Origin of the sequence: Streptomyces sp. NPDC005494, assembly GCF_042872025.1 — a bacterium.
Classification (GTDB): Bacteria; Actinomycetota; Actinomycetes; order Streptomycetales; family Streptomycetaceae; genus Streptomyces.
Genome location: NZ_JBIAJR010000014.1, coordinates 1 through 20,910 on the forward strand (window position 1 = coordinate 1; position 20,910 = coordinate 20,910).

Here is a 20,910-nt window from a genome sequence, read left to right on the forward strand (position 1 = left end):
ACTCCCGGCCCACCGCCCCCCCCCCCCCGCCCCCCCCCCCGGGGGGGCCCCCCCCGGGGCGGGGGGGGGCCCCCCCCGGGGGCGGGGGGGGGGCCGGCCCGGGGGGGGGGGGCGGGCGGCCGCAACCCCGGGTGGAGCGGTCGTTCAGGTGGGGTCACTCACTCCAGGAGATCCGCGTACGCCCCCAGAGCCAGTGCGATGTCGGCCTGCGCCCAGAACCGGTGGTAGGTGAAGACCGGGGCGGCTCCGCCGTCCAGGTAGGCCTGCACCTTGGGCCAGTTCGGGTCGTCCTTGTAGAACGACCGGATGGAGAGGAACGTCGAGTCGTCGTCGACGGTGTCTCCGTTGGGCATCGCGCCCGTCCAGCCACTCGGGACGTAGACCGGGTCGTCGAACCGGTTGTAGTCGGCGCGCGTCTCGGGCACCGCCACTCCGGCGTCGTCCTGGTAGTGGCTCCACATGCCGTCGAGCAGGCCCTCGGCGACGGTCTTCGCCTCCGTGTCACCCGACTTGGCCGCGTAGTAGGTCAGCGTCCTGGCGTAGGCACCGGCCACACCGACGTCGTTGGTGTAGTCGGCGACCGTGACGTGGAGACCGGCGTTGGCACCGGGACTCGACGCGTTCCAGGTGTCGGGAGCTCCGGACCACTTGAGGGTGGACGGCATGAGATAGGTGCCGTCCGGGTTGATGGTCGTCTCGGACAGGGCCCAGTCGACCCACTTGTCGAGCACGGCCTTGGCCTGGGCGTCGCCCGACTCGTGGTAGTACTCGGCGACGCGCTCCATGGACCACGCCTGGAAGCCGAACCACTGGTTGGACGGCGGGTCGTGGTAGACGGGCTTCTCGTCGTAGTACATCCCGTAGAAGGTCGGCGTCCCGGCCGGCGGCTGGGCGTAGCTGCCCTTCCAGCTGTTGGTCGCACCGCCCGCGATGGCTCCCTCGTCGGACTGGAGCCACTGGTAGAAGTCCATCTGCCGGTCCAGGCTCTTCGCCCAGTCCTGCTGACCGGTGGCCGACTTCGGCTTCAGATCGGCGACCGAGCTCAGCGCGTACGCCGCCATCGGGTTCTGGTAACCGCCGTGGGCGTGGCTGGAACCGATGCGCCAGGACCAGCCCGCCGAGGTGTCGGTGGCGCCGCCCCAGGCGTAGTACCAGGACATCAGGTAGTGCGCGCTGTCCTTGCCGCTGCCGGCCGGGCAGGTGGTCGGGCCGACGCAGTTGCCGACCTTCTTGAAGTACTTGTCGAACATGGAGTAGCGGAGATAGTCACCCATCTTCGCGGCCTTGCCGACGGTCGCCGAGACCTCGCTCGACTTGCCCTGCTCCTTCGCCCAGACGTCCGCCCAGTAGGCGGCCTGTACGGCGCGTGCGTCCGCGTCCGGCGCGTTGGTGAACTTCCACTGCTTGGCGTAGGAGGCGTCCCCGGTGAACAGGTCCAGGTAGCCGTTGTCCCCGCCGTAGGTGAAGTTGTCGCAGGTCGGGTGGGTGACGGTCTCCCAGACCGACTCCTGCGCCCCGCGCTGGAAGGTGTTGATGTACGACGGTCCGGTCTCGGTCGGACCGGCCGAGCACTTACCGGGTGTGTTGCCGTATCCGTAGACGTTGTCGACGTCCTGGATCCAGTGCATCCCGTAGATGTCATCGGTGCCGTACGCGCTCTTCAGCTCGCCCGCGATCGGGTCCGAGCCGGAGGACGCCGATCCGTCGAGTACCGCCGGGTACTCGTTCGGGGTGTCGTGCTCGGGCGCGTAGGTGGCCGGCTTCGACGCGTTGTAGAAGGAGTTCGTGGGCTGGTCGGCGTGGGTGGGGATCATGTACTTCTCCATGGTGGCCCACGCACCGTTGAACTTCGTCCAGTCTCCCGTGATCTTCCCGTACATCGCCTGGAGCCAGATCAGATAGCTGTACGCCTCCGACGTGGTCTCGTGGCCCTGGTCGGGTGCCTCGACGATCAGCGTCTCCACGGAGTGGTAGGGGATGCCCTCCGAGGAGAAGTAGCCGTTCGCCGGGTCCGTGATCTTCCCGTACAGGTCGAGGAAGCGGGCGTCGTAGTCCTTCGCCGCCGCGAGCTGGGTGACGGTGACCTCGGACTTGCTGTGACCCGGTGCCGTGACGGTGAAGGTGGCCGCTCCGGTTCCCGACGCGTCGGCCGACACGGTGACCTTCTGCGGCGTGGACCAGTTCGACGGGGTGAAGGTGAGGCTCGCCCCGCCGGTGACGCTGAGCCCGGAGTTGCCCGCCGTCCGGGCCACCGTGGCGGTGACCGACGAGGAGGGGGCCGTGGACAGAGACACGTTGAAGGTCCCCGACTTGCCCTGCTGGACGCCCAGTTGGGACGGGGTGGTGACCACTGCGGGGCCCGCGACGACGGTGATGCCCGCGGGGGTCGACTCGGCCGACGCCCCGAGGCTGTCGTATGCACGCGCGTACACCGAGTGGGCGCCCGCGGAGAGACCCGTGGCGCTGTAGGTGTAGGGAGACGTGGTGTCGGTGCCCAGCAGGGTGGTGTCGTCGTAGAACTCGACCTTGCTGATCCCCGCCCCGTCCGCGGCGGCGGCGGTGGCCGCCATCGGCACGGGGTCACCGGCGGAGAAGACGGCGCCCGCCGCCGGGCTGGTGAGGACGGTGATGGGCGGCTGGTGGGCCCCCGTGCACGCGGTGCCGTTGACGGCGAAGGTGGCCGGAGCGGTGTTGGTACCGCTGTAGGAGAACTGTGCGCCCGTCGTGACCGCGGCTCCCGCGGCGACGGAGCCGTTCCAGGCCGCGTTCTTGACGGTGACGGTCTTGCCCGACTGTGACCAGGTGCCGTTCCAGCCGTTGGTCAGCTTCTGGTTGCCCGCGTAGTCGTACGTCAGGGTCCAGCCGGCGAGCGCTGCCGTGCTCCTGTTGGTGATGGTGAGTTCGGTGCTGAAGCCCGAACCCCAGTCATTGGTCTTGTAGTCGACGCTGCATTGGACGGCGGCTGCCTGGGCCGGCGTACCGGCTGCGGCGGTCATACCCAGTGGGAGGGCGAGTGCGGCCACGAATGCTGTCAACAACCGTCGGTTTCCGGATCGGGTTCTGCCCGGTCTGCTCGGTAACCAAGTTCTTCGTGCGCGTCCCGATGGCATGCGCGGTACCTCCTCGCGGCTCGGCGACATGGGGGGCGTGCGGGGTTGAGCACAAGCCTTGAACCAGTGGGAGCGCTCCCAGCATGGGGAGGAGGAAAAAGAGAGTCAAGAGACTTGAAGAGTCGAATTATTTCGATAGCAAGAGATGAGAACGGGTGTGTTGACCGACACCACTTGACGCTCTAACGTCAAGCCACACCAGTGGGAGCGGTTCCATCAGTCGACGTGCCGTAGGGGGCACGCCCGATCTGCAAGGAGTCGCTCATGCGACATCTCCCGCACTTATCGCACCTGCTCACACTGCTCCTCGGAGCGGTGCTCGCCACGGCCGGCGGCCCTGCCGCCCTCAAGGCCGCTGTCTCCGGTTCCGTCCCCGTACGCACGGTGTACGGCGGCGCCCGGAAGGTCGCCGTCGCGGCGGGCGCGAGGCTGTACAGGGCATCTGCGAACCGTGCGGGTCACACGGCGGCCCTCCTGGCCTCCGGTGCGGGATCGGACTCCGCACCCAGCGCGTCCAGGGACCACGGCGCACTCCGCACCACGGATCCGGCCGGTACCACTGCTCCGGTGGATCTCTCCGCTCGACCCCTCGGGCTGCTCGCTCCCGCGGCCCGGGGTACCGAGCTCGTCGGCGCCGCCCTCTCGCGGGCGACCGTCGGCGGGAGCGCCGAAACCGCCCTCACCCCCTTGACCGAGGAGTACCGGCTGGGCCAGAACACCATGGATCCGCGACATGCGGACGAGACCGACGACAGCGCCGTGAAGAACCCGTACCGACGGGGCGAGGACCACGGCACCACTCCCCCTGTCCGGATCCTCCCGGATCCTGGGCACTCACACCGGCGCCGACTGCTCCGATGCACAAACCGGCCGCACCTGTCCGGGCATCGGTCACGTGACCGCGGGCATCCAGCACCTCCCGCCGCCCCGTGACGCGTCCGCACCTGAGACATCCGTGCGAACGAGGACCGCTGGAACTCCACGCTCGCACACGGTCGACGCCGAAGTCCCCCTCGCCGCAAGCGAGATCGGCGAGAACACCTGCCGCCGCGGCTTGACCAGCCGCGTCCACGCAGGAGTTCGACGACCGAGGAAACCGCTCCACCGGACGGACCCGGAGACCTGGGACCAGCACCTACGGCCCGTCCTTGATCAGCGACTACGACGGTATCCCCACCCCGTACGGAATCGGGCCGCGCAGTCCCCTGCGCGCCCTCTACAGCTGAGGAAACGGAATTCGTATGAGCCGCACCACCATGCGCCGATCGAGAATGGCACTCATAGCGGCGGGAGCACTCGTCGCCGCAGCCGCGGGATCCGCCGCCGCGGCAGCCCCCTTCGGCGCGTCCGCCGCCGCGGCGGCCGGCTGCACCGTCGACTACAAGATCCAGAACCAGTGGAACGGCGGACTCACGGCCGCGGTGAGCGTCACGAACACCGGTGACGCCGTCTCCAGTTGGCAGCTGGAGTGGTCGTTCGCCGGCAGTGAGAAGATCAGCCAGGGCTGGAACGCCACGGTCACGCAGAGCGGCAGCGCGGTCACCGCGAAGAGCCTGTCGTACAACGGCACGCTCGCCAGCGGCGGATCCGCCTCCTTCGGCTTCAACGCGACGGGCAACGGCAACAGCACCGTCCCGGCGACCTTCAAGCTGAACGGCGTGACCTGCAACGGTGGCACGACGGGCCCGACGGACCCGCCGACCGACCCGCCCGCGGGCAGCCGCGTCAACAACCCGTACGAGGGTGCCAAGGTCTACGTCAACCCGGAGTGGTCGGCGAAGGCCGCGGCCGAGCCCGGGGGCAGCCGGGTCTCCAACCAGCCGACGGGTGTCTGGCTCGACCGCATCGCCGCCATCGAAGGCGTCAACGGGGGCATGGGCCTGCGTGACCACCTGGACGAGGCGCTGACCCAGAAGGGCTCCGGCGAACTCGTCGTCCAGCTCGTCATCTACAACCTCCCCGGACGCGACTGCTCGGCTCTCGCCTCCAACGGCGAGCTCGGCCCCACGGAGATCGGCCGCTACAAGACGGAGTACATCGACCCGATCGCCGCGATCCTGGCCGATTCGAAGTACGCGGGTCTGCGCATCGTCACCACCGTCGAGATCGACTCGCTGCCGAACCTGGTCACCAACACCGGCAGCCGTCCCACCGCCACCCCGGCCTGTGACGTCATGAAGGCCAACGGCAACTACGAGAAGGGCGTCGGCTACGCGCTGAACAAGCTCGGCGACGCGGGCAACGTCTACAACTACATCGACGCCGGCCACCACGGCTGGATCGGCTGGGACGACAACTTCGGTCCCTCCGCCGACATTTTCAAGGTCGCGGCCACGTCCGAGGGTGCGACGGTCGACGACGTGCACGGCTTCATCGTCAACACGGCCAACTACGGCGCCACGAAGGAAACCAACTTCACCATCGACGACTCCGTCAACGGGACGTCGGTACGTCAGTCGAAGTGGATCGACTGGAACCGCTACACGGACGAGCAGTCCTTCGCCCAGGCGTTCCGCACCAAGCTGGTCTCGGTCGGCTTCAACTCGGACATCGGCATGCTGATCGACACCTCGCGCAACGGCTGGGGCGGCGCGAACCGTCCGACCGGGCCCGGCGCCAAGACCACGGTCGACACCTACGTGGACGGCGGCCGTTACGACCGCCGCATCCACCTCGGGAACTGGTGCAACCAGGCGGGAGCCGGTCTCGGCGAACGACCGAAGGCGGCCCCCGCGGCCGGCATCGACGCGTACGTCTGGATGAAGCCCCCGGGGGAGTCGGACGGCTCCAGCAAGGAGATCCCGAACAACGAGGGCAAGGGATTCGACCGCATGTGCGACCCGACCTACACGGGCAACGCACGTAACGGCAACAACATGTCCGGGGCGCTGCCCGATGCCCCGGTCTCCGGCCAGTGGTTCTCCGCGCAGTTCCAGGAGCTCATGAAGAACGCCTACCCGGCGCTCTAGGCTCCACGTCGGCGGGCTCCGGGCGCTTTCCCGCCCGGGCCCTGCCGGCGTCCGCGCCACCTGTCGAAAAGAGCGCGTCCGTGAACGATCGGGGCGGACGCGCTCCGGCGCGCTCCGGAACCGGTCTTCACGCCGGTTCCGGGCGCGGCCTTCCCGTCGGCCTTCCCTCGGGATCCGATGCGGGGCAGCCTGGTCCTGGAGCTGGATCCGGTCCCGCTCGCAGGCTTGTTCCCCCTCTCCACGCGCTCGGCTTCGTCTCGCGCGGCCCTGGCCGTCCTGCGCGTGGTGGGCTTCGCCGTGGCCGGTTCGTCCGCCAGGACGTGGTACCGGTGGCTGAGCCGCCGCCCCAGCAGCATGTACCCCAGCAGGGCTCCCGCCGTATTGAGGATCACGTCGTCGATGTCGAAGGCCCGCCCCGCCACGAGCGCGCCCTGTACGAGTTCGACGACCGCGATGACCAGTACGGTCAGCACCGTCATCCTGATCATCCGCAGTCGGCGCGGCACCAGGATCGGGAGAAGAACGCCGAACGGCACGCCGAGCAGCAGATTGCCGCCGGCCTGCTTGCACGCGGCGAGGAAGGTGTAGTCCTCGGCGTACTGCCGCAGGGACCTCCCCGGCCGCAGGTTCGAGGTCACTATGCCCTCCGACGCCGGTGACGGCGTGAGCGTCACCTTCGCCAGCACCACGGAGAAGGCCACCAGCGCCAGGAAGGCAGCGGTCAGCACCACCACCCGTAGCAGGAGGCGTCCCACACCTCTGCGTCGTGCACTACCATTCGCCTCTGCAGTCATGGCGGAACGGATGCCCCGTACCCCGGCGGACACACCCCCTCCCGGGTGCGACCATGTGCGCATGAGCGCACAGAGCAAGGACGAACTGCTGGCCGAGGCCGTGCGGCTTCGTGAACAGGGCCATCCCGAACAGGCAAGGGAACGGCTTCTGGCCCTCACCGCCGCGTTCCCAGACGCCGTCGACGTCGCCTATCAGACGGCCTGGGTGCACGACGTACTGGGCCTGGAGGCCGAGGCGGTGCCGTACTACGAGCGCTGTCTGCAGGGCGAGGGGCTCACGGAGGACGATCGGCGGGGCGCGCTCCTGGGCCTCGGCAGCACCTACCGCGTCCTGGGCCGGTTCGGGCAGTCCGTCGAGACCTTGCGCCGCGGCGTGACGGAGTTCCCGGACGACGGTGCCCTGCGGACCTTCCTGTCCATGGCCCTGTTCAACACCGGTGAGCACCACGAGGCCATGCAGCTTCTGCTGCGCCTGGTGGCGGCGACGAGCGACAGCCCGCATGTCCGGCAGTACAGGCCCGCCATCGAGCACTACGCCGCAGATCTCACGAAGACGATGTGACACCGGTCGGGCACACCCCGGAAAAGGGGGAAGCCCCGGCCGGATCGGGGGAATCCAGCCGGGGCGGCCTGTGTGCGGAGGCGAAACCGGATGCTGCTCGGCGATCTCCGGCTGCTTGCCCCGCGCATAGATGAACGATAAACCACCACATCGCGTTCCCGGGAACCGGCACCCCTTCGCGTGATCCACGCCACCATCGGCGCAGGTCCAGGGGTTCCATCCGGCAGGGTCACGCGATGAGTGCTCCGGTCAGCGGGTCTCGCGGAACGTGACGTGCCGCCCTGCCGCCGGATCGAACTTCCGCAGTTCCAGCCGGTCCGGGGAGGTGCGCCGGTTCTTACGCGTGACGTAGGTGTGGCCGGTTCCGGCGGTCGACCGGAGCAGCACGACGGGCCTGGTCTCGTTGCGCGCCATGGGGCCTCCAGACAAGTTCTCCGACCCCGCCCCCTGGAGTGGGAATGGGTGTCGTTTTCGGTTCTGCTCCCACCAACACGGGATGCCCCGCTCCCATTCCCGGCCCTCTCTTTGCCCCTCGCCCCACCTCCCCCACCCGCCGCGCGGACCTTTCCGAACGCACGGGCGACAGATATACGACCGTGCTTCGAACGTTTCATCGACCGACGCGTGATCCCCGTCGGCGCACGGCGATCCGCGCCACCCCTACGAGGGTGCGTATGCCCTGATCCCGGCGCGTGCGAGCCGCGCGAGTCCCCGTGCGCGGGCGTACGCGGAGCTGCTCGCGCCGTGCGACTTGCGTCAACTACCCGGCACCAGCAAGGGTGTTCGGCGGACCCACGCCCCACCCAGCCGATGGCATATGCCGGAAGCAAGAACGTATCGAGTGTTGCCAAACCCCTTACGGGCCCTCGTCGCCTGTGCAACAGTCGTGTGCGGTCCACCCCCACGAACCGGCCGCACCGCCTGTATCGGAGTACCAGATGCCGTCCCATCTGTCTGCGGACCGCCCCGCCCCACATCCGCCCGAGCGGGATGCCGTCGATGCCCTGATCAACCGGACTCGGCTGCTCCGTGGTGACGTGGACGCCGTGCGGCGCGACACCGCGGTGATCGACGACGACGATCCTCAGCTGCGCTGGCAGCGAGCCCTCTGTGAGCTCGCCGTCCATCAGCTCGACGACCTCGGCGAGCATCTGGGGCAGCTGCGGGACGGGATACCCGGCGACACCTCGGCCGACGGTCTCACGGGTGTGCTCTCCTCCCAGGCACCGGCCGATCCTCCGACGGGGTCGCTCCTCAGCAGGGTGGGCAGCGCCGAGTGGAACCTGCTCACCGACGAGGTCAGCTGGTCGGACGAGCTGTACCAGATCTTCGGCCGGGACCCCGGCAAGGGAGCGCTGTCGCTGGACGAACTACCGACCGTCCTGCTCTCGGAGGATCAGCCCCTCCTGACGGCGATGGTGACGGACTGTCTGGTGGACGGCAGGGCGATAGACGGCGAATTCCGCATCCTGCTGCCGGACGGTGAAATGCGGACCCTGCACATGATGGGCGAGCCGGTCCTCGACGAGGACGGCTGCACCGCCTCCATGTGGGCGGTCCTGCGCGACGTCAGCAAGCTGCGGCGCAGCCAGCACCTCGTGGGCAGGACCCGGGACACACTGCGGCGCCAGGAACACCGCGCCCACACGGAGCACCGGATGGCGGTGGAGCTCCAGGAAGCCGTTCTGCCCTCCTGGCGCGGGGCGCTTCCGGTGCCCGGACGGACGGCGGGCCGCCTGGACATCGCCGCCCACTACCTGCCGTCGGCGTCGAGCGACCTGATCGGGGGCGACTGGTACGACGCCCTGCCGCTCCCGGACGGCAGGACACTGCTGACGGTCGGCGACCTCACGGGTCACGGCATCCCCGCCACTTCGGCCATGGCGATGCTGCTCGGGGCGTTGCGAGGCATGGCGGTCGCCGGGGTCGAGCCCGGCGCCGTGATGGGCCATCTGAACCAGCTCATCGAATGCTCGGCACAGCCCGCTCTGGGAAGCGCCGTGTGCTGCCGCTTCGACCCGGCGACCGGCACCCTGGCCTGGGCACAGGCGGGGCACCCCGCGCCGCTGCTGTTCCGTAACGGAGTGGGGCACCCGCTGCCCGCGCCCGAAGGGGTGCTGCTGGGCGCGGCCTCCAGGGTCACCTACGAGCAGGATCAGGTGGAGCTGCTCCCCGGCGATGTCCTCGTCCTGCACACCGACGGGCTGACACGACGGAGCGAGCGGAGTGCCGGCCCGGAGGTGCTTCTGGGACTGGCACCCCGGTTCGCCCGGGCCCGCACAGCGCAGGACTGTGTACGGGCTGTCGTCGAGGAGATCGGGACGACCGAACGACTCGACGACGGGTGTGTGCTGGTGGCCCGCGTCAAGGCGTGAGGAAGCGACGGTCGGGGCGGTGGCGGTGAAGGCCGCCCGGAACGGCAGGCACTCCAGGCAGCACGGGTACGAGGTCGTCCCGCCCTGGACCCGGACGCCTGTGCTGGGAGCATCTGATGCTCCTCGACCGGGGTCTCCCTGATCGGAGGCCCGGATGTGTGGTCAGATCTGCGAACCTCTGGCCTTCTTCTTCGTCCGCTGCGGGGGCAGGACGAGCTCGATCTCCTCGCGAAGGTCCTCGATCTTGGCGTATCCGGCAAACTGCCCGGTGAGCCGGTACATCTCGCGCAGCCGGTCCCAGGTGCGATGCGAGGAGGTCTCCCCCATCGACACCAGGGCGAGTCGCGCGTAGCGGTCGGCCTGCTCGGGGTCGTCGGCGATGAAGCAGGCCGACGCGAGCGAGATGTAGTCGAAGATCTTGGACCGCTGACGACCGTTCATGCGGAGGTCGAGGGCCTGCTTGGCGTGCCGCTGAGCCGTAGCGGCCGCCGCCGGGTCGTGCTCGGCGAGCGTACGGAAGGCCAGGGCCTGCATCCCGTGCATGTCCGCCTCGTCGAACATCTGCATCCAGCTCGGCGACGGCACGTCCCCCTTGTCCGAGACGAAGAGCTCCTCGGCCTCGCCCAGGGTGCGCCGCATGGCCTGGCCCCGGCCCATCGACGCCTGCGCCCAGGCCTCGATGGTGTGGAGCATGGCGCGGGTACGCGGCAGGGTCTCCTCCCCCGAACCGGACTTGGCGAGCTTCATGAGGTCCAGGGCGTCGTCCGGCCGGCCGAGGTGGACCATCTGCCGGGCGGCACGGGAAAGTGCCTCACCCGCACGTGGTCGGTCGCCGCCCTCGCGCGCCGCGTGGGCGGCGATGACGAAGTACTTCTGGGCGGTTGGTTCGAGGCCGACATCGTGGGACATCCAGCCGGCGAGGACCGCCAGGTTGGCGGCGACGCCCCACAAGCGGCGCTGCAGATGCTCCGGATGACGGTAGGCGAGCATGCCGCCCACCTCGTTGAGCTGGCCCACGACGGCCTTGCGCTGGAGTCCACCGCCTCTGGAGGCGTCCCAGGCCCGGAACACCTCGACCGAGCGCTCGAGAGCCTCGATCTCCTCGGATCCGATGGGGGCTGCCTCGTAGAGGTCGAAGCCCGCGTTGTCGGCGTGCAGGGAGCCGCTGTGGGTCCGGGCCGCCGGAGAGGGCTCGGAGTGCAGCCAGTCGTGCATGGCGCCGGTGAGAGCTGAGCCGGCAGCGAGCGCGGCGCCCGCGCCCACCAAGCCGCGTCGGTTGAGCATGAGGTCCATTCCCGTGAATTCGGTGAGGACCGCTGCCGTCCGCTCGGGCGCCCACGGCAGTCCGTCGGGATTGTCTTCCGTCCCGGCTTTTCGCCGTTTCCCCACACGCCCGCGTCGGCCGAACCCGAGGTCCTCGATGGTCACGACACGGCCGAGTCGCTCGGTGAACAGAGCTGCCAGCACTTCGGGCACCGGATCGCGCGGGGACTCCCCCATGTCGATCCAGCGCCGGACCCGCGAGGTGTCGGTAGCCAGCTGGAGGTGGCCCATGGCCGCCGCCTGCCTGTTCACCATTCTCGCGAGTTCGCCTTTCGACCAGCCGGTGAGGCCGAACAGGTCGGACAGGCGGGTGTTGGGTTCTCCGGTCACGTCAAGCCCCCAGGTTCTCGGCTGACTTGACCCTAGCCCCCCGGCGGATGCCGGGCGAATATTCGCCAGGCTTCGCCAGGGGTCGCCAGATGTTCCACTACCCGCGCGGCGGTGTCAGGTAGGAAAGCGCCACCCCGCCCGGCAGCCCTAGGTACTCCCCAGGGTGCCGAACGGCCGCCGGCCGGGGCGGCGCACGCAACTTGTCGGCGCACGAAGGGATCTGTATCGCCCATGTACACAGCATCGTCCTCCGTGTCCGCCCCGCCCCGGCCGCTTCGTCCCATGGGGGCGGGCGGCGGGCCGTATCTCGACCCCCGCGCCGCCGCACCGGCGTCCGTCACGGGTCGGACCCGGCGGGCGGCGGGGCCGGGCACCCAACCGCTCAGCGGACGGCTCGACCTGTCGGGCACCCAGGGCGCGCAGCTGCGCATGGCCATCGCCTCGGTCCACCGCATCTGCCCCGAGTTCAATCCCGTGCAGGTGCTGCGCCGCAGCGGCCGCTCGGTGCTCATCGTGGGCACCACGGGACGCGCGACCGCGGTGGCCAAGTGTTTACTCGACCACTCCCCCGCCTGGACCGAACGGTTCCGGCACGAAATAGCGGCATACCGGGCCTTCGTCAGGCACCGTCCACCGGTCCGCGTCCCGCGGCTCATCGCCGCCGACCCGGAGAACTGCACACTGGTGATCGAGCGGATGCCGGGCCGTGTCGCGGCCCTGACGAGGCACCCGGCGGAGGCACCGCCCCGGGCGGATCTGCGGGCCGTGCTCGGAGCGGTGAGCCGGGTCAACGCCTGGCGTCCGCCGGCCGGTCTCTTCGACGCTCCCCTGGACTACGCCGCGCGCATCGCCCGGTATCACGAGCTGGGCCTCTTCACCGACCGTGATCTCGGCGATCTGCAGAAGCTGCTGCACGGCCTGGCCCACGCGGGCGGCCGTCAGGGCATGGGGCAGTTCTGCCACGGCGACGCGCTGCTCTCCAACATCCTGCTGCCGCCCACCGGCCCCGTGCTGGTCGACTGGGAGCACGCCGGCTGGTATCTCCCGGGCTACGACCTGGCGACGCTGTGGGCCGTGCTCGGTGACGCGCCGGCGTCACGGCGACAGATCAGCCAGCTGGCCCAGGCACCCGGCGCCGCGGCGCGTGACGCGTTCCTGGTCAACCTCATGATCGTGCTGACCCGCGAGATCCGTACGTACGAGACGGCCGTGCAGCGGGCCATGCGCGAAGGCGCTCCGGCCGGGGGCGGCCAGGCACGACAGGGTGTGCTGTCCTCCGGCGAGGAACAGCGACTGCTTCTGCGCAGGCTGCACGACGACTGCGCGATGGCGCGGCGGGCCGTACGGGCCGCGGTGGGCACACGCTGACCCGTGCGCTTCCAGGGGACCTGACCGACGGGGGACGGGGGAAGCGCGCTGCGGGACCGGTGCCGACACACGGGTCCCGCAGCGCGCCGGGTACGACCTCAGGCGCCGCTCATGAGTTCGCTTTCACCACATCGACGTCGGAGGCCTTCACGAAGCCGATCCGGTGGCCGATCTGCACCGTCACGTACTTCTGCTCCCCGCGGAAGTACGTGTGGTCGTACGGCTTCGACGCGTCGATCGTCGGTGCGTAGTAGTAGCCGGTGGGCGCCTCGCCGCCACCGGGGAAGGCCTGTCCCGCCTTGATGGTGTAGACGAGCGGGCTGCCCACGGTCGGCTTGACGAAGTCCGTGGGGTACTCCGCCTTCTCCGGGTAGGCAACCCCGTACACGGGCACGTCCGTCCTGCCTGCCTTCGGGCGGACGACGAGCCCTCGGGTGGGCGTGACGACGTTCGTCCCGGCAGGTGTGCGGAACCATGCCTTCTTCCCGTACCACCAGATCGCCGTCCAGCCGGGCGCCCTGTCCGCGACGACCGCCTGCTGGGTCGCGCTGATCTTGCTCCCCCAGTCCGCGGCGCAGTTCGTGCCGGGCGCGCCGTCCGGGTGCAGTCCCGGATCGGAGAAGAGCGGCGCCTCGTCGGACGACCCGGTGTGCAGCGGTACCGCGCTGCTCCCCTGCCGTGGCAGGTCGACGCCCTTCTCGCAGTCCCGGAACTCCTGCTGGTTCTTGCTGAAGTCGGCGCTCACCGTGACCAGTTCGCTGCGCGCCGGAGCGCTCGGCACCGTCGGCTTCCCGAGCAGCGCCATGAAGCGGTTCCAGTCCCAGTAGGGGCCCGGGTCCCAGTGCATGTTCTTGGTGCCCGCCGCGCTGGTGGGCGGCACGCCGTCATGCCCGAGGATGTGCTGCCGGTCGAGCGGGATGTCGTACTTCGCAGCCAGGTGACGCACGAGGCGCGCGGTCGAACGGTACATCTCGGGCGTGTACCACTTCGCGCCCTCGGCCGCGACGCCCTCCTGCTCGATGCCGATGGAGTGGGTGTTGAGGTACCAGTTGCCCGCCTGCCAGGCGACGTCCTTGTTCTTCACCATCTGGGTGACGTGTCCGTCGGACGAACGCACCACGTAGTGAGCGGACGCCTGCTTGAGCGGGTTCTGGAAGATCTTGAGTGTGGTGTCGAAGTCGACCTCGGTGTCGTGCAGGACGATGAACTTGATCGCGTTGCTCTCGGGCCGCTCCGCCGTGTCGTAGTTGCCGTACGTGTCCTTGTCGGCCGGGTCACCGGTCTGTTCGTAGGCGGCGGGAACCCAGTCGCAGTCCAGGGCGCGTGGACACTCGGGCCGCACCGTGTCGGCGCCGGCGGCGACCGGTGTGAGGAGCGCCAGGCTCAGCGCACCCGCCGCGGTCAGTGCGAGCGCGATTCTGGTCCTCTGCTTCGACGTCATGACAACCCTTCTGGAGCCGGGATGGCGGAGCTGTCCTGCGGTGCTCCCCGAGTTCGGTCTGTGGGCGCACACTCTGTGGCGGCAGATGTCGGTGCGTCAAGAGTGCAGTGTGCAACTAGACCTGAGTTTGTGTGACTATTCCGCGCGGTGCGTGCCCCGGATGGCGGAGGGGTAGTGCTGGCGCCGACAGGGCGGTCCGAGCGGACCGCGCGGAGTTCTCCGAGAGGCCAGACGCACATGGCACAGCCCTTCTCACTGCCCGACTTCTACGTGCCGTATCCGGCACGTCTCAATCCCCATCTGGACGCGGCCCGGAGCCACACGCGGGAGTGGGCGCGCGGGATGGGGATGCTGGAGGGGTCCGGGATCTGGGAAGAGAAGGACCTCGAATCCCATGACTACGCACTGCTCTGCGCGTACACCCACCCCGACTGCACCGCGGAGGCCCTGTCCCTGGTCACCGACTGGTATGTGTGGGTCTTCTTCTTCGACGACCACTTCCTGGAGCTGTTCAAGCGCACTCCGGACCGCGAGGGCGGGAAGCGGCATCTGGACCGGCTGCCCGCCTTCATGCCGATGGAGCGCGGCGCGACGACGCCGGAGCCGTCCAACCCGGTGGAGGCGGGGCTGGCCGATCTGTGGTCCAGGACCGTGCCGGGCATGTCGGACGCCTGGCGGGCCCGGTTCGCGGAGGCCACGGAGAATCTGCTCAACGAGTCTCTGTGGGAGCTCGCGAACATCAACGAGGGGCGTATCGCCAACCCCGTGGAGTACATCGAGATGCGCCGCAAGGTGGGCGGGGCACCCTGGTCGGCGGGGCTGGTGGAGTACGCCGCGAACGCGGAGGTGCCCGTCGCGGTGGCGGACTCCCGCCCCTTGCGGGTGCTGCGGGACGCGTTCTCCGACGGTGTGCATCTGCGCAACGACCTGTTCTCGTACCAGCGCGAGGTCGAGGACGAGGGTGAGAACAGCAACGGAGTCCTGGTCCTGGAGAAGTTCCTGGGCTGCTCGACCCAGGAGGCCGCCGATGCGGTCAACGACCTGCTGACGTCGCGGCTCCAGCAGTTCGAGAACACCGCCCTCACCGAACTCGGTCCGCTCTGCGCGCAGACGGGCCTCACCCCGGACGAGACCGTCGCCGTACTCGCCTACGTCAAGGGGCTCCAGGACTGGCAGTCCGGGGGGCACGAGTGGCACATGCGCTCCAGCCGTTACATGAACGGCGGCGGTGCGGCGGAGAGCGTGCCCGGCTTCGGTATGGCCGCCGCATCACTCCGCTTCACTCCGCGCGCCGAGTCGCTCCGGCTGCGCAGCCACAGCCATGCGCCGTACCAGCACGTCGGTCCGTCGCTGCTGCCCGACTTCGAGATGCCGTTCAGCACGACGCTGAGCCCGCACCTGGAAGGGGCGCGCGTGCGGATCGTGGACTGGTCACGCCGGATGGGGTTGCTGGAGGCGCAGCCCGGTGTGCCGGGTTCGCACATCTGGGACGAGGAGCGGCTCGTCGCGACCGATCTGCCTCTCTGCGCGGCGGGGCTGCATCCGGACGCCACACCGGAGGAGCTGGACCTGTCCTCGGGGTGGCTGACCTGGGGGACGTACGGCGACGACTGGTTCCCCGTGGTGCACGGCCGGACGCGTGACCTGGCGGGGGCGCGCCTGGCCAACGAGCGGCTGTCGCTGTTCATGCCGCTGGACGGGGCGTCCGTGCCCGAGCCGGTCAACGCGCTGGAGCGTGGCCTGGCGGACCTCTGGCAGCGGACGGCCGGGCCGATGGACGAGAGCGCGCGCCGGACCTTCCGTGACGCGGTGGAATCCATGACGGCGAGCTGGCTGTGGGAGCTGGCCAATCAGGCGCAGAACCGGATTCCCGACCCGGTGGACTACATGGAGATGCGCCGGGCGACCTTCGGATCGGATCTCACGATGAGCCTGTGCCGGCTGGGACACGGCAGGAAGGTGCCGGACGCCGTCTACCGGAGCGGCCCGATGCGTTCCCTGGAGAACGCGGCAGCGGACTACGCGTGCCTGATGAACGACCTGTTCTCGTACCAGAAGGAGATCGAGTACGAGGGCGAGGTGCACAACGGCGTCCTGGTCGTCCAGAACTTCTTCGGGGTGGACTATCCGACAGGTGTCGCGATCGTGCACGACCTGATGAACTCGCGGATGCGCCAGTTCCAGCATGTCGCCGAGCGGGAACTGCCCGTCCTGTACGACGACTTCGCGCTGGACACGGAGGCGCGGGAGGTCCTCGCCGGCTATGTGACGGAGCTCCGGCACTGGTTGGCGGGCATCCTGATCTGGCACCGGGGCTGCCGGCGCTACCGCGAGGAGGATCTGCGGCGTGGGACCGGGACCCCGTGGCACATCAGTGGCCCCACGGGGTTCGGGACGTCGGCGGCGCGGGTGACCCGGCTGCTGATGCCGCAGGGACGTTTCACCCCTGCTGGAACAGCTCCGCGGGAAGTGGCTTCAGCAGGGCGTACAGGTCATCGGTGATCGGCCGGTCCCAGCTGGCGATGGTGACGAGCACCCCGTCGCTCCGGTCGAACTGCACGCAGGAGATGCGGCTCTCGGAGAGCTTGACGCGGCGCACGATCAGGAGGCTGTCGCCCTGCATGACGGGGACGTCCTCGGTACCGGTCACCTCGACCGGCTCGTCGTTCTCGAGCGCGAGGAGGAGCTGGGCGACCTCGAAGGGGACCTGGCCCTCCTCGGTCTCGCGGGCCGGTGATCCCTCGGGCAGATTGCCGATGATCATCGCCGGTCCGCGACCGCCGAACAGGTCGTAGCGCAGGAAGACACCCTGGCAGCTCCCGTCGGGAGCGGGGAGCAGACCGGCGCCGAGGTTGCCGGGCCAGTCCCCCGGGTCCATGGCCAGGACGTCGAAGTCCGGGCCCGCGGGTGTGGCGGCGCTACGGCGGCGGAGGAAGGACATGAGGCCATGTTACGTGTCCCGGCTCACGTTGCGGAGCCGGGCACTCCTAGCCGGACTCCGCGGCCAGCGCTTCCAGCACCCGGATCGCTTCGTCCGCACGTGCGTGCGGAACGAAGAGGTGGTCGTGGTGGAATCCGGCGACGACGTTGCAGCTGATCGCGGCGTCCGTGAGAGCCAGGGAGACCGCCGCGGTCAGCCCGACCGCGTCCAGGGCCGAATGCACACGGAGAGTGATCCAGCCTGCGACGAAGTCGTACGGCAGGCCCGCCGCGACCGCCTGCGCCTCGGGAACGACCAGGGTCAGGCCCTCCCGCTCGGTGACGGTGACGACAGGGGTGACGCCGGTGGGCATCTCGGCCGCGGGCAGGACGGTGAAGACGTAACAGCCCGGGTTCAGCTCCGGACGCATGCCGTGCAGCAGGGTGCGGAGATCGCGCTCACCGGTCATGGGGACACGCTACGGCCGTCCGGGTGCGTCCGCGAGCCTGGGTCCGCGTAAGCCATTCAGGCACGCCTTGTATCCATACGCTCACCTTGCGTGGCAACGGCGGTGGATCGCCCATAACTTCGGCTCATGAGCAAAAGACACATGAAATGCCTGGCGGGTATCACCGTCACCACGGCCACGGCCCTTGGACTCGCGGCGGTTCCCACCGCTGCCGCCGGACCCGGTGATCATGTGGTGCGCCCGGGCGATTCGATCCAGAGCGCGGTGAACTCCGCGCGGCCCGGCGACACCATCCTCATCCTGCCGGGCACCTACCACGAGAGCGTCCTGGTCACCAAGCCGGGCCTCACCCTCCGCGGCACCGGCGGCCGTACGGTGATCAAGCCGGCCGCCGCGAAGGGAGCGAAAGGCACGAAGGGCGCGAAGGCGGCCAACGCCTGCGCCGCCGGCGGCAACGGCATCTGCGTCGTCGGGACCAAGAGCCGCACCGTCGACGACGTCAGCATCCGTTCCCTGACCGTCGCCGGATTCAGCAAGAGCGGAATCTGGGCGTCCTGGACCGACGGACTGGCCGTGCGCAAGGTGACCTCACGGAACAACGGCACCTGGGGCATCGCGCAGGAGCGCTCGACCCGAGGCGACTTCCGCCGCAACACCGCGACCGGCAACGGCGACGCCGGGATCTTCGTCGCCAACTCGGTCACCGAGGAGGGCGGGGCGACCGACACCCGGGGCACCGCGGTCCTGGACAACTCGGTGAGCGGCAACCGCATCGGCGTCACCGCCCGCCGGGTCAGGAACCTCGTCATCGACGGCAACACCCTGACGGGCAACTGCAGCGGTGTCTTCGTCGTGGGCGACGAGTCCAAGCCGGCAGCCGGGGCGATGACGATCAGCGGCAACCGGATCGTGAAGAACAACAAGTTCTGCCCCAAGACACCGCGGCTCTCCGCGATCCAGGGATCCGGGATCGTGCTCACGGGCAGCGAGAGCACCGTCGTGCGGTCCAACGTCATCCGGGACAACGTCGGGGCGACCCCGCTCTCCGGAGGAATCCTGCTGTTCAAGAGCTTTGTCGGAGCCCTGAACACCGACAACACCATCAGCCGCAACCTCGTGCGCGGCAACCAGCCGGCCGACCTCGCGAACCGGGACACCTCGGGCACCGGCAACACCTTCGTCAGCAACACGTGCGGAACCTCCGTACCGGCCGGGATGTGTGCCGGATGACGGCTCACCACCGCACCAGCAGAAACGAGACGGCATGACCACCGTGAGCCCCACCCCCGACACCACTCCCCTGACGTCCACCATCGGCGCTCCCAAGGCGGACCAGGCACCGCCGCCGGCCATGCGGCTGCGGGAGCTGGCGTTCGGAGCGGCGGTCGCCGCCGCCGTCCGCGCGGCGGCCCGGCTGCGGGTCGCCGACGCACTGGACGAGACGCCCGCGTCGGCGGCCGAACTCGCGCTGGTGGTGGACACCCAGCCCGCGCCGCTGCGGCGTCTGCTGCGCGCACTGTGCTGCTACGGCATCTTCAGTGAGACACCGGACGGCAAGTTCGTCCACACCGAGATGTCCCGGCTGCTGCGCGAGGACGATCCGCACAGCCTGCGGTACATCTCCCTGTGGTGCACGGAGCCCTGGACCTGGGACGTCTGGCCGCACCTCGAGGACGCCGTGCGATCCGGCGCCAGCGTCTTCCCGGAGACGTTCGGCAAGGGGTTCTTCGAGTACCTCCACCAGGACGCGGGCGAGTCCGCCCAGGTGTTCAACCGGGCGATGACCACGTCCAGCGTGCAGTCCGCTCAGGACGTCGCCGAGCTCCTCGACCTCACCGGGGTGAAATCGGTCGCCGACATCGGCGGCGGACAGGGGCATGTGCTCGCCAGCCTGCTGGAGAAGCACACCTCGGTCCAGGGAACCCTCATGGACCTCCCGGGCGTCGTCGCGCGGGCGGACGCCCGGCTGCGCGACGGCGGCTCGCTCGCGGACCGGGTGCGGATCGTGCCCGGCGACTGCCGTGAGGAGATCCCCGTCGGCGTGGATCTGTACGTCATCAAGAACATCCTGGAATGGGACGACGAGAGCACGCGCAGGACCCTGCGCAACGTGGTCGACGCGGCCCGTCCGGGTGCCCGCGTGGTGATCATCGAGAACCTCGTCGACGACACCCCCTCGATGAGGTTCACCACCGCGATGGACCTGCTGCTCCTCCTCAATGTCGGAGGCGCGAAGCACACCCGGGAGAGCCTGGTCGGACGTCTGTCCGAGGCCGGCCTGCGGGTGGGCGAGGTCCGTCCGGTCAACGCGTACCTGCACGCGTTCGAGTGCCTCGTCCCGTAGCCGGGATCTCGCCACAGCGATCGCCCCGGGTCCGGCACTCAGGTGCCGGACCCGGGGCGGTCGTCCGTCTCGTCAGGTGGCGCTGTCGCTCTGCCACCGGTAGAACTGCTGGGCCATGGCGTCCTTCGGACCGCGCCAGGTCTGCGGGTCGTAGGGGCTCACGAAAGCGGTGAGCTGGTCGCTGATGGCCTTGAACTCGGGGTGCTCGGTCACCTTGGCGATCTCCGGGCCGGGGGGCCGGTCGGACTCGATCAGGTGCAGGTACACGTCGCCGAACTGGAACAGGGTGCGCCTCTTGACGCCGACCAGGTGGGGCAGGTCGGTGTTGTCGGAGGCCGAGAACAGCTTCGCGATGTCCGGGGCGGACTCCGGTGCCATCCGGGCGACGATCAGTGCGTGGTGCATCCGGCTGCCTTTCGGGGCATCAGTTGGCGGGGACCGAGGCGGAGCGGCGCTCCCGGTCGCGCTGTTCGATCTTGTCGCGGATGAGTTCGAGCTGGACGCGGGAGTTGCGGTTGATGTTGTCGGTCATCCACGCGTCGTCGACCGGCGCGTCGGGCCGCATCGCGAAGTCCTGCCGCCAGTGCATGCGCGTACCGCCGGGGACCTCCGAGTACTCCCACCGGATGTCCATGTGCTGGAACGGGCCGGGCTCGACGCGGCGCGCGCGTACGTTGCGTCCCTGGCGGTCGGTGGTGCGCTCCGACACCCAGCTCCAGACCTTGCCGTTGTCGTCGGGGTGCATGGTGAGCCGGAAGGTCGTCTTCTCGCCCTCCCGCTCGATCACCTCGACCGACGCGTACTCGCTGAACAGCTGCGGCCAGTTCTCGAGATCGTTCGTCATGTCCCAGACGAGGTCCAGGGGGGCGGCGATGGTGATCTCGTTCTCGGTGTGTCCGGACACG

At 69.4% G+C, this 20,910-nt stretch carries 16 protein-coding genes; 7 read left to right on the plus strand and 9 right to left on the minus strand.

Annotation, left to right across the window (positions count from 1 at the left end; genetic code table 11):
* Window positions 1-158: 158 nt before the first annotated feature.
* Window positions 159-2,996 carry a glycoside hydrolase family 48 protein gene (locus tag ACFYQ6_RS31635; RefSeq protein WP_361582219.1) on the minus strand — a complete coding sequence of 946 codons (2,838 nt, stop codon included), beginning with the start codon at window positions 2,994-2,996 and terminating at the stop codon, window positions 159-161.
* Between the two features lie 1,370 nt (window positions 2,997-4,366).
* On the opposite strand from ACFYQ6_RS31635, the gene ACFYQ6_RS31640 reads away from it, so the two are divergent.
* Window positions 4,367-6,079: a glycoside hydrolase family 6 protein gene (locus ACFYQ6_RS31640; RefSeq protein WP_388766401.1), complete on the plus strand. Its 1,713-nt coding sequence runs from the start codon at window positions 4,367-4,369 to the stop codon at window positions 6,077-6,079.
* Here the strand turns inward: ACFYQ6_RS31640 and ACFYQ6_RS31645 are convergent.
* Window positions 6,076-6,873 (minus strand): VanZ family protein, encoded by a 798-nt coding sequence (locus tag ACFYQ6_RS31645; protein WP_361581925.1) that lies wholly within the window; start codon window positions 6,871-6,873, stop codon window positions 6,076-6,078. The genes ACFYQ6_RS31640 and ACFYQ6_RS31645 overlap by 4 nt on opposite strands.
* 61 nt (window positions 6,874-6,934) lie before the next feature.
* Between ACFYQ6_RS31645 and ACFYQ6_RS31650 the strand changes: the two genes are divergently transcribed.
* Complete coding sequence (locus tag ACFYQ6_RS31650) at window positions 6,935-7,435, plus strand: tetratricopeptide repeat protein (RefSeq protein WP_361581928.1); 501 nt, start codon at window positions 6,935-6,937, stop codon at window positions 7,433-7,435.
* Window positions 7,436-7,684: 249 nt separating this feature from the next.
* Here the strand turns inward: ACFYQ6_RS31650 and rpmG are convergent, their stop codons facing one another.
* Window positions 7,685-7,849 carry a 50S ribosomal protein L33 gene (gene rpmG, locus ACFYQ6_RS31655; protein ID WP_361581931.1) on the minus strand — a complete coding sequence of 55 codons (165 nt, stop codon included), beginning with the start codon at window positions 7,847-7,849 and terminating at the stop codon, window positions 7,685-7,687.
* Between the two features lie 524 nt (window positions 7,850-8,373).
* Here rpmG and ACFYQ6_RS31660 point away from each other — a divergent pair.
* On the plus strand, window positions 8,374-9,810 hold the full coding sequence (locus ACFYQ6_RS31660; protein ID WP_388766278.1) for a PP2C family protein-serine/threonine phosphatase: 1,437 nt from the start codon (window positions 8,374-8,376) through the stop codon (window positions 9,808-9,810).
* 162 nt (window positions 9,811-9,972) lie between these two features.
* Here ACFYQ6_RS31660 and ACFYQ6_RS31665 read toward each other — a convergent pair whose 3' ends face one another.
* Window positions 9,973-11,463 carry a hypothetical protein gene (locus ACFYQ6_RS31665; RefSeq protein WP_361581936.1) on the minus strand — a complete coding sequence of 497 codons (1,491 nt, stop codon included), beginning with the start codon at window positions 11,461-11,463 and terminating at the stop codon, window positions 9,973-9,975.
* A 231-nt stretch (window positions 11,464-11,694) separates the two neighbouring features.
* On the opposite strand from ACFYQ6_RS31665, the gene ACFYQ6_RS31670 reads away from it, so the two are divergent.
* Window positions 11,695-12,831, plus strand: coding sequence for an aminoglycoside phosphotransferase family protein (locus tag ACFYQ6_RS31670; protein WP_388766281.1), 1,137 nt, complete (start codon window positions 11,695-11,697; stop codon window positions 12,829-12,831).
* 109 nt (window positions 12,832-12,940) lie between these two features.
* On the opposite strand, the gene ACFYQ6_RS31675 is transcribed toward ACFYQ6_RS31670, so the two are convergent.
* The gene (locus ACFYQ6_RS31675; protein WP_361581941.1) at window positions 12,941-14,272 is read right to left on the minus strand and encodes a peptidoglycan recognition family protein; all 1,332 of its coding nucleotides are present in this window, start codon (window positions 14,270-14,272) and stop codon (window positions 12,941-12,943) included.
* 237 nt (window positions 14,273-14,509) lie between these two features.
* On the opposite strand from ACFYQ6_RS31675, the gene ACFYQ6_RS31680 reads away from it, so the two are divergent.
* On the plus strand, window positions 14,510-16,774 hold the full coding sequence (locus ACFYQ6_RS31680) for a germacradienol/geosmin synthase (protein WP_388766283.1): 2,265 nt from the start codon (window positions 14,510-14,512) through the stop codon (window positions 16,772-16,774).
* Here the strand turns inward: ACFYQ6_RS31680 and ACFYQ6_RS31685 are convergent.
* Window positions 16,713-17,213, minus strand: a complete 501-nt coding sequence (locus ACFYQ6_RS31685) for a hypothetical protein (RefSeq protein WP_325748050.1) — start codon at window positions 17,211-17,213, stop codon at window positions 16,713-16,715. The two genes, ACFYQ6_RS31680 and ACFYQ6_RS31685, sit on opposite strands and share 62 nt — an antisense overlap.
* A gap of 46 nt (window positions 17,214-17,259) precedes the next feature.
* A complete protein-coding gene (locus tag ACFYQ6_RS31690; protein WP_388766286.1) occupies window positions 17,260-17,661 on the minus strand; it encodes an ACT domain-containing protein in 402 nt (133 codons plus the stop codon).
* 126 nt (window positions 17,662-17,787) lie between these two features.
* Between ACFYQ6_RS31690 and ACFYQ6_RS31695 the strand changes: the two genes are divergently transcribed.
* Window positions 17,788-18,891 carry a right-handed parallel beta-helix repeat-containing protein gene (locus ACFYQ6_RS31695; RefSeq protein WP_361581950.1) on the plus strand — a complete coding sequence of 368 codons (1,104 nt, stop codon included), beginning with the start codon at window positions 17,788-17,790 and terminating at the stop codon, window positions 18,889-18,891.
* A gap of 34 nt (window positions 18,892-18,925) precedes the next feature.
* Window positions 18,926-20,005: a methyltransferase gene (locus tag ACFYQ6_RS31700; protein ID WP_361581953.1), complete on the plus strand. Its 1,080-nt coding sequence runs from the start codon at window positions 18,926-18,928 to the stop codon at window positions 20,003-20,005.
* Between the two features lie 72 nt (window positions 20,006-20,077).
* On the opposite strand, the gene ACFYQ6_RS31705 is transcribed toward ACFYQ6_RS31700, so the two are convergent.
* Both ACFYQ6_RS31705 and ACFYQ6_RS31710 read right to left on the minus strand, forming a co-directional pair.
* Entirely contained in the window at window positions 20,078-20,410 is a 333-nt protein-coding gene (locus ACFYQ6_RS31705; protein ID WP_361581956.1) for a TcmI family type II polyketide cyclase, read from the minus strand.
* 19 nt (window positions 20,411-20,429) lie between these two features.
* Entirely contained in the window at window positions 20,430-20,909 is a 480-nt protein-coding gene (locus ACFYQ6_RS31710; protein WP_356739002.1) for an SRPBCC family protein, read from the minus strand.
* Between the last annotated feature and the right edge of the window lies 1 nt (window position 20,910).

What these genes read in the sequence shown, in the direction of transcription:
- ACFYQ6_RS31685 (WP_325748050.1), bottom strand. Translation starts at nt 17,213, where the DNA reads ATGTCCTTCCTCCGCCGCCGTAGCGCCGCCACACCCGCGGGCCCGGAC.
- ACFYQ6_RS31635 (WP_361582219.1), bottom strand. Translation starts at nt 2,996, where the DNA reads ATGACCGCCGCAGCCGGTACGCCGGCCCAGGCAGCCGCCGTCCAATGC.
- ACFYQ6_RS31675 (WP_361581941.1), bottom strand. Translation starts at nt 14,272, where the DNA reads ATGACGTCGAAGCAGAGGACCAGAATCGCGCTCGCACTGACCGCGGCG.
- rpmG (WP_361581931.1), bottom strand. Translation starts at nt 7,849, where the DNA reads ATGGCGCGCAACGAGACCAGGCCCGTCGTGCTGCTCCGGTCGACCGCC.
- ACFYQ6_RS31650 (WP_361581928.1), top strand. Translation starts at nt 6,935, where the DNA reads ATGAGCGCACAGAGCAAGGACGAACTGCTGGCCGAGGCCGTGCGGCTT.
- ACFYQ6_RS31660 (WP_388766278.1), top strand. Translation starts at nt 8,374, where the DNA reads ATGCCGTCCCATCTGTCTGCGGACCGCCCCGCCCCACATCCGCCCGAG.
- ACFYQ6_RS31700 (WP_361581953.1), top strand. Translation starts at nt 18,926, where the DNA reads ATGACCACCGTGAGCCCCACCCCCGACACCACTCCCCTGACGTCCACC.
- ACFYQ6_RS31640 (WP_388766401.1), top strand. Translation starts at nt 4,367, where the DNA reads ATGCGCCGATCGAGAATGGCACTCATAGCGGCGGGAGCACTCGTCGCC.
- ACFYQ6_RS31705 (WP_361581956.1), bottom strand. Translation starts at nt 20,410, where the DNA reads ATGCACCACGCACTGATCGTCGCCCGGATGGCACCGGAGTCCGCCCCG.
- ACFYQ6_RS31690 (WP_388766286.1), bottom strand. Translation starts at nt 17,661, where the DNA reads ATGACCGGTGAGCGCGATCTCCGCACCCTGCTGCACGGCATGCGTCCG.
- ACFYQ6_RS31680 (WP_388766283.1), top strand. Translation starts at nt 14,510, where the DNA reads ATGGCACAGCCCTTCTCACTGCCCGACTTCTACGTGCCGTATCCGGCA.
- ACFYQ6_RS31670 (WP_388766281.1), top strand. Translation starts at nt 11,695, where the DNA reads ATGTACACAGCATCGTCCTCCGTGTCCGCCCCGCCCCGGCCGCTTCGT.
- ACFYQ6_RS31695 (WP_361581950.1), top strand. Translation starts at nt 17,788, where the DNA reads ATGAGCAAAAGACACATGAAATGCCTGGCGGGTATCACCGTCACCACG.
- ACFYQ6_RS31645 (WP_361581925.1), bottom strand. Translation starts at nt 6,873, where the DNA reads ATGACTGCAGAGGCGAATGGTAGTGCACGACGCAGAGGTGTGGGACGC.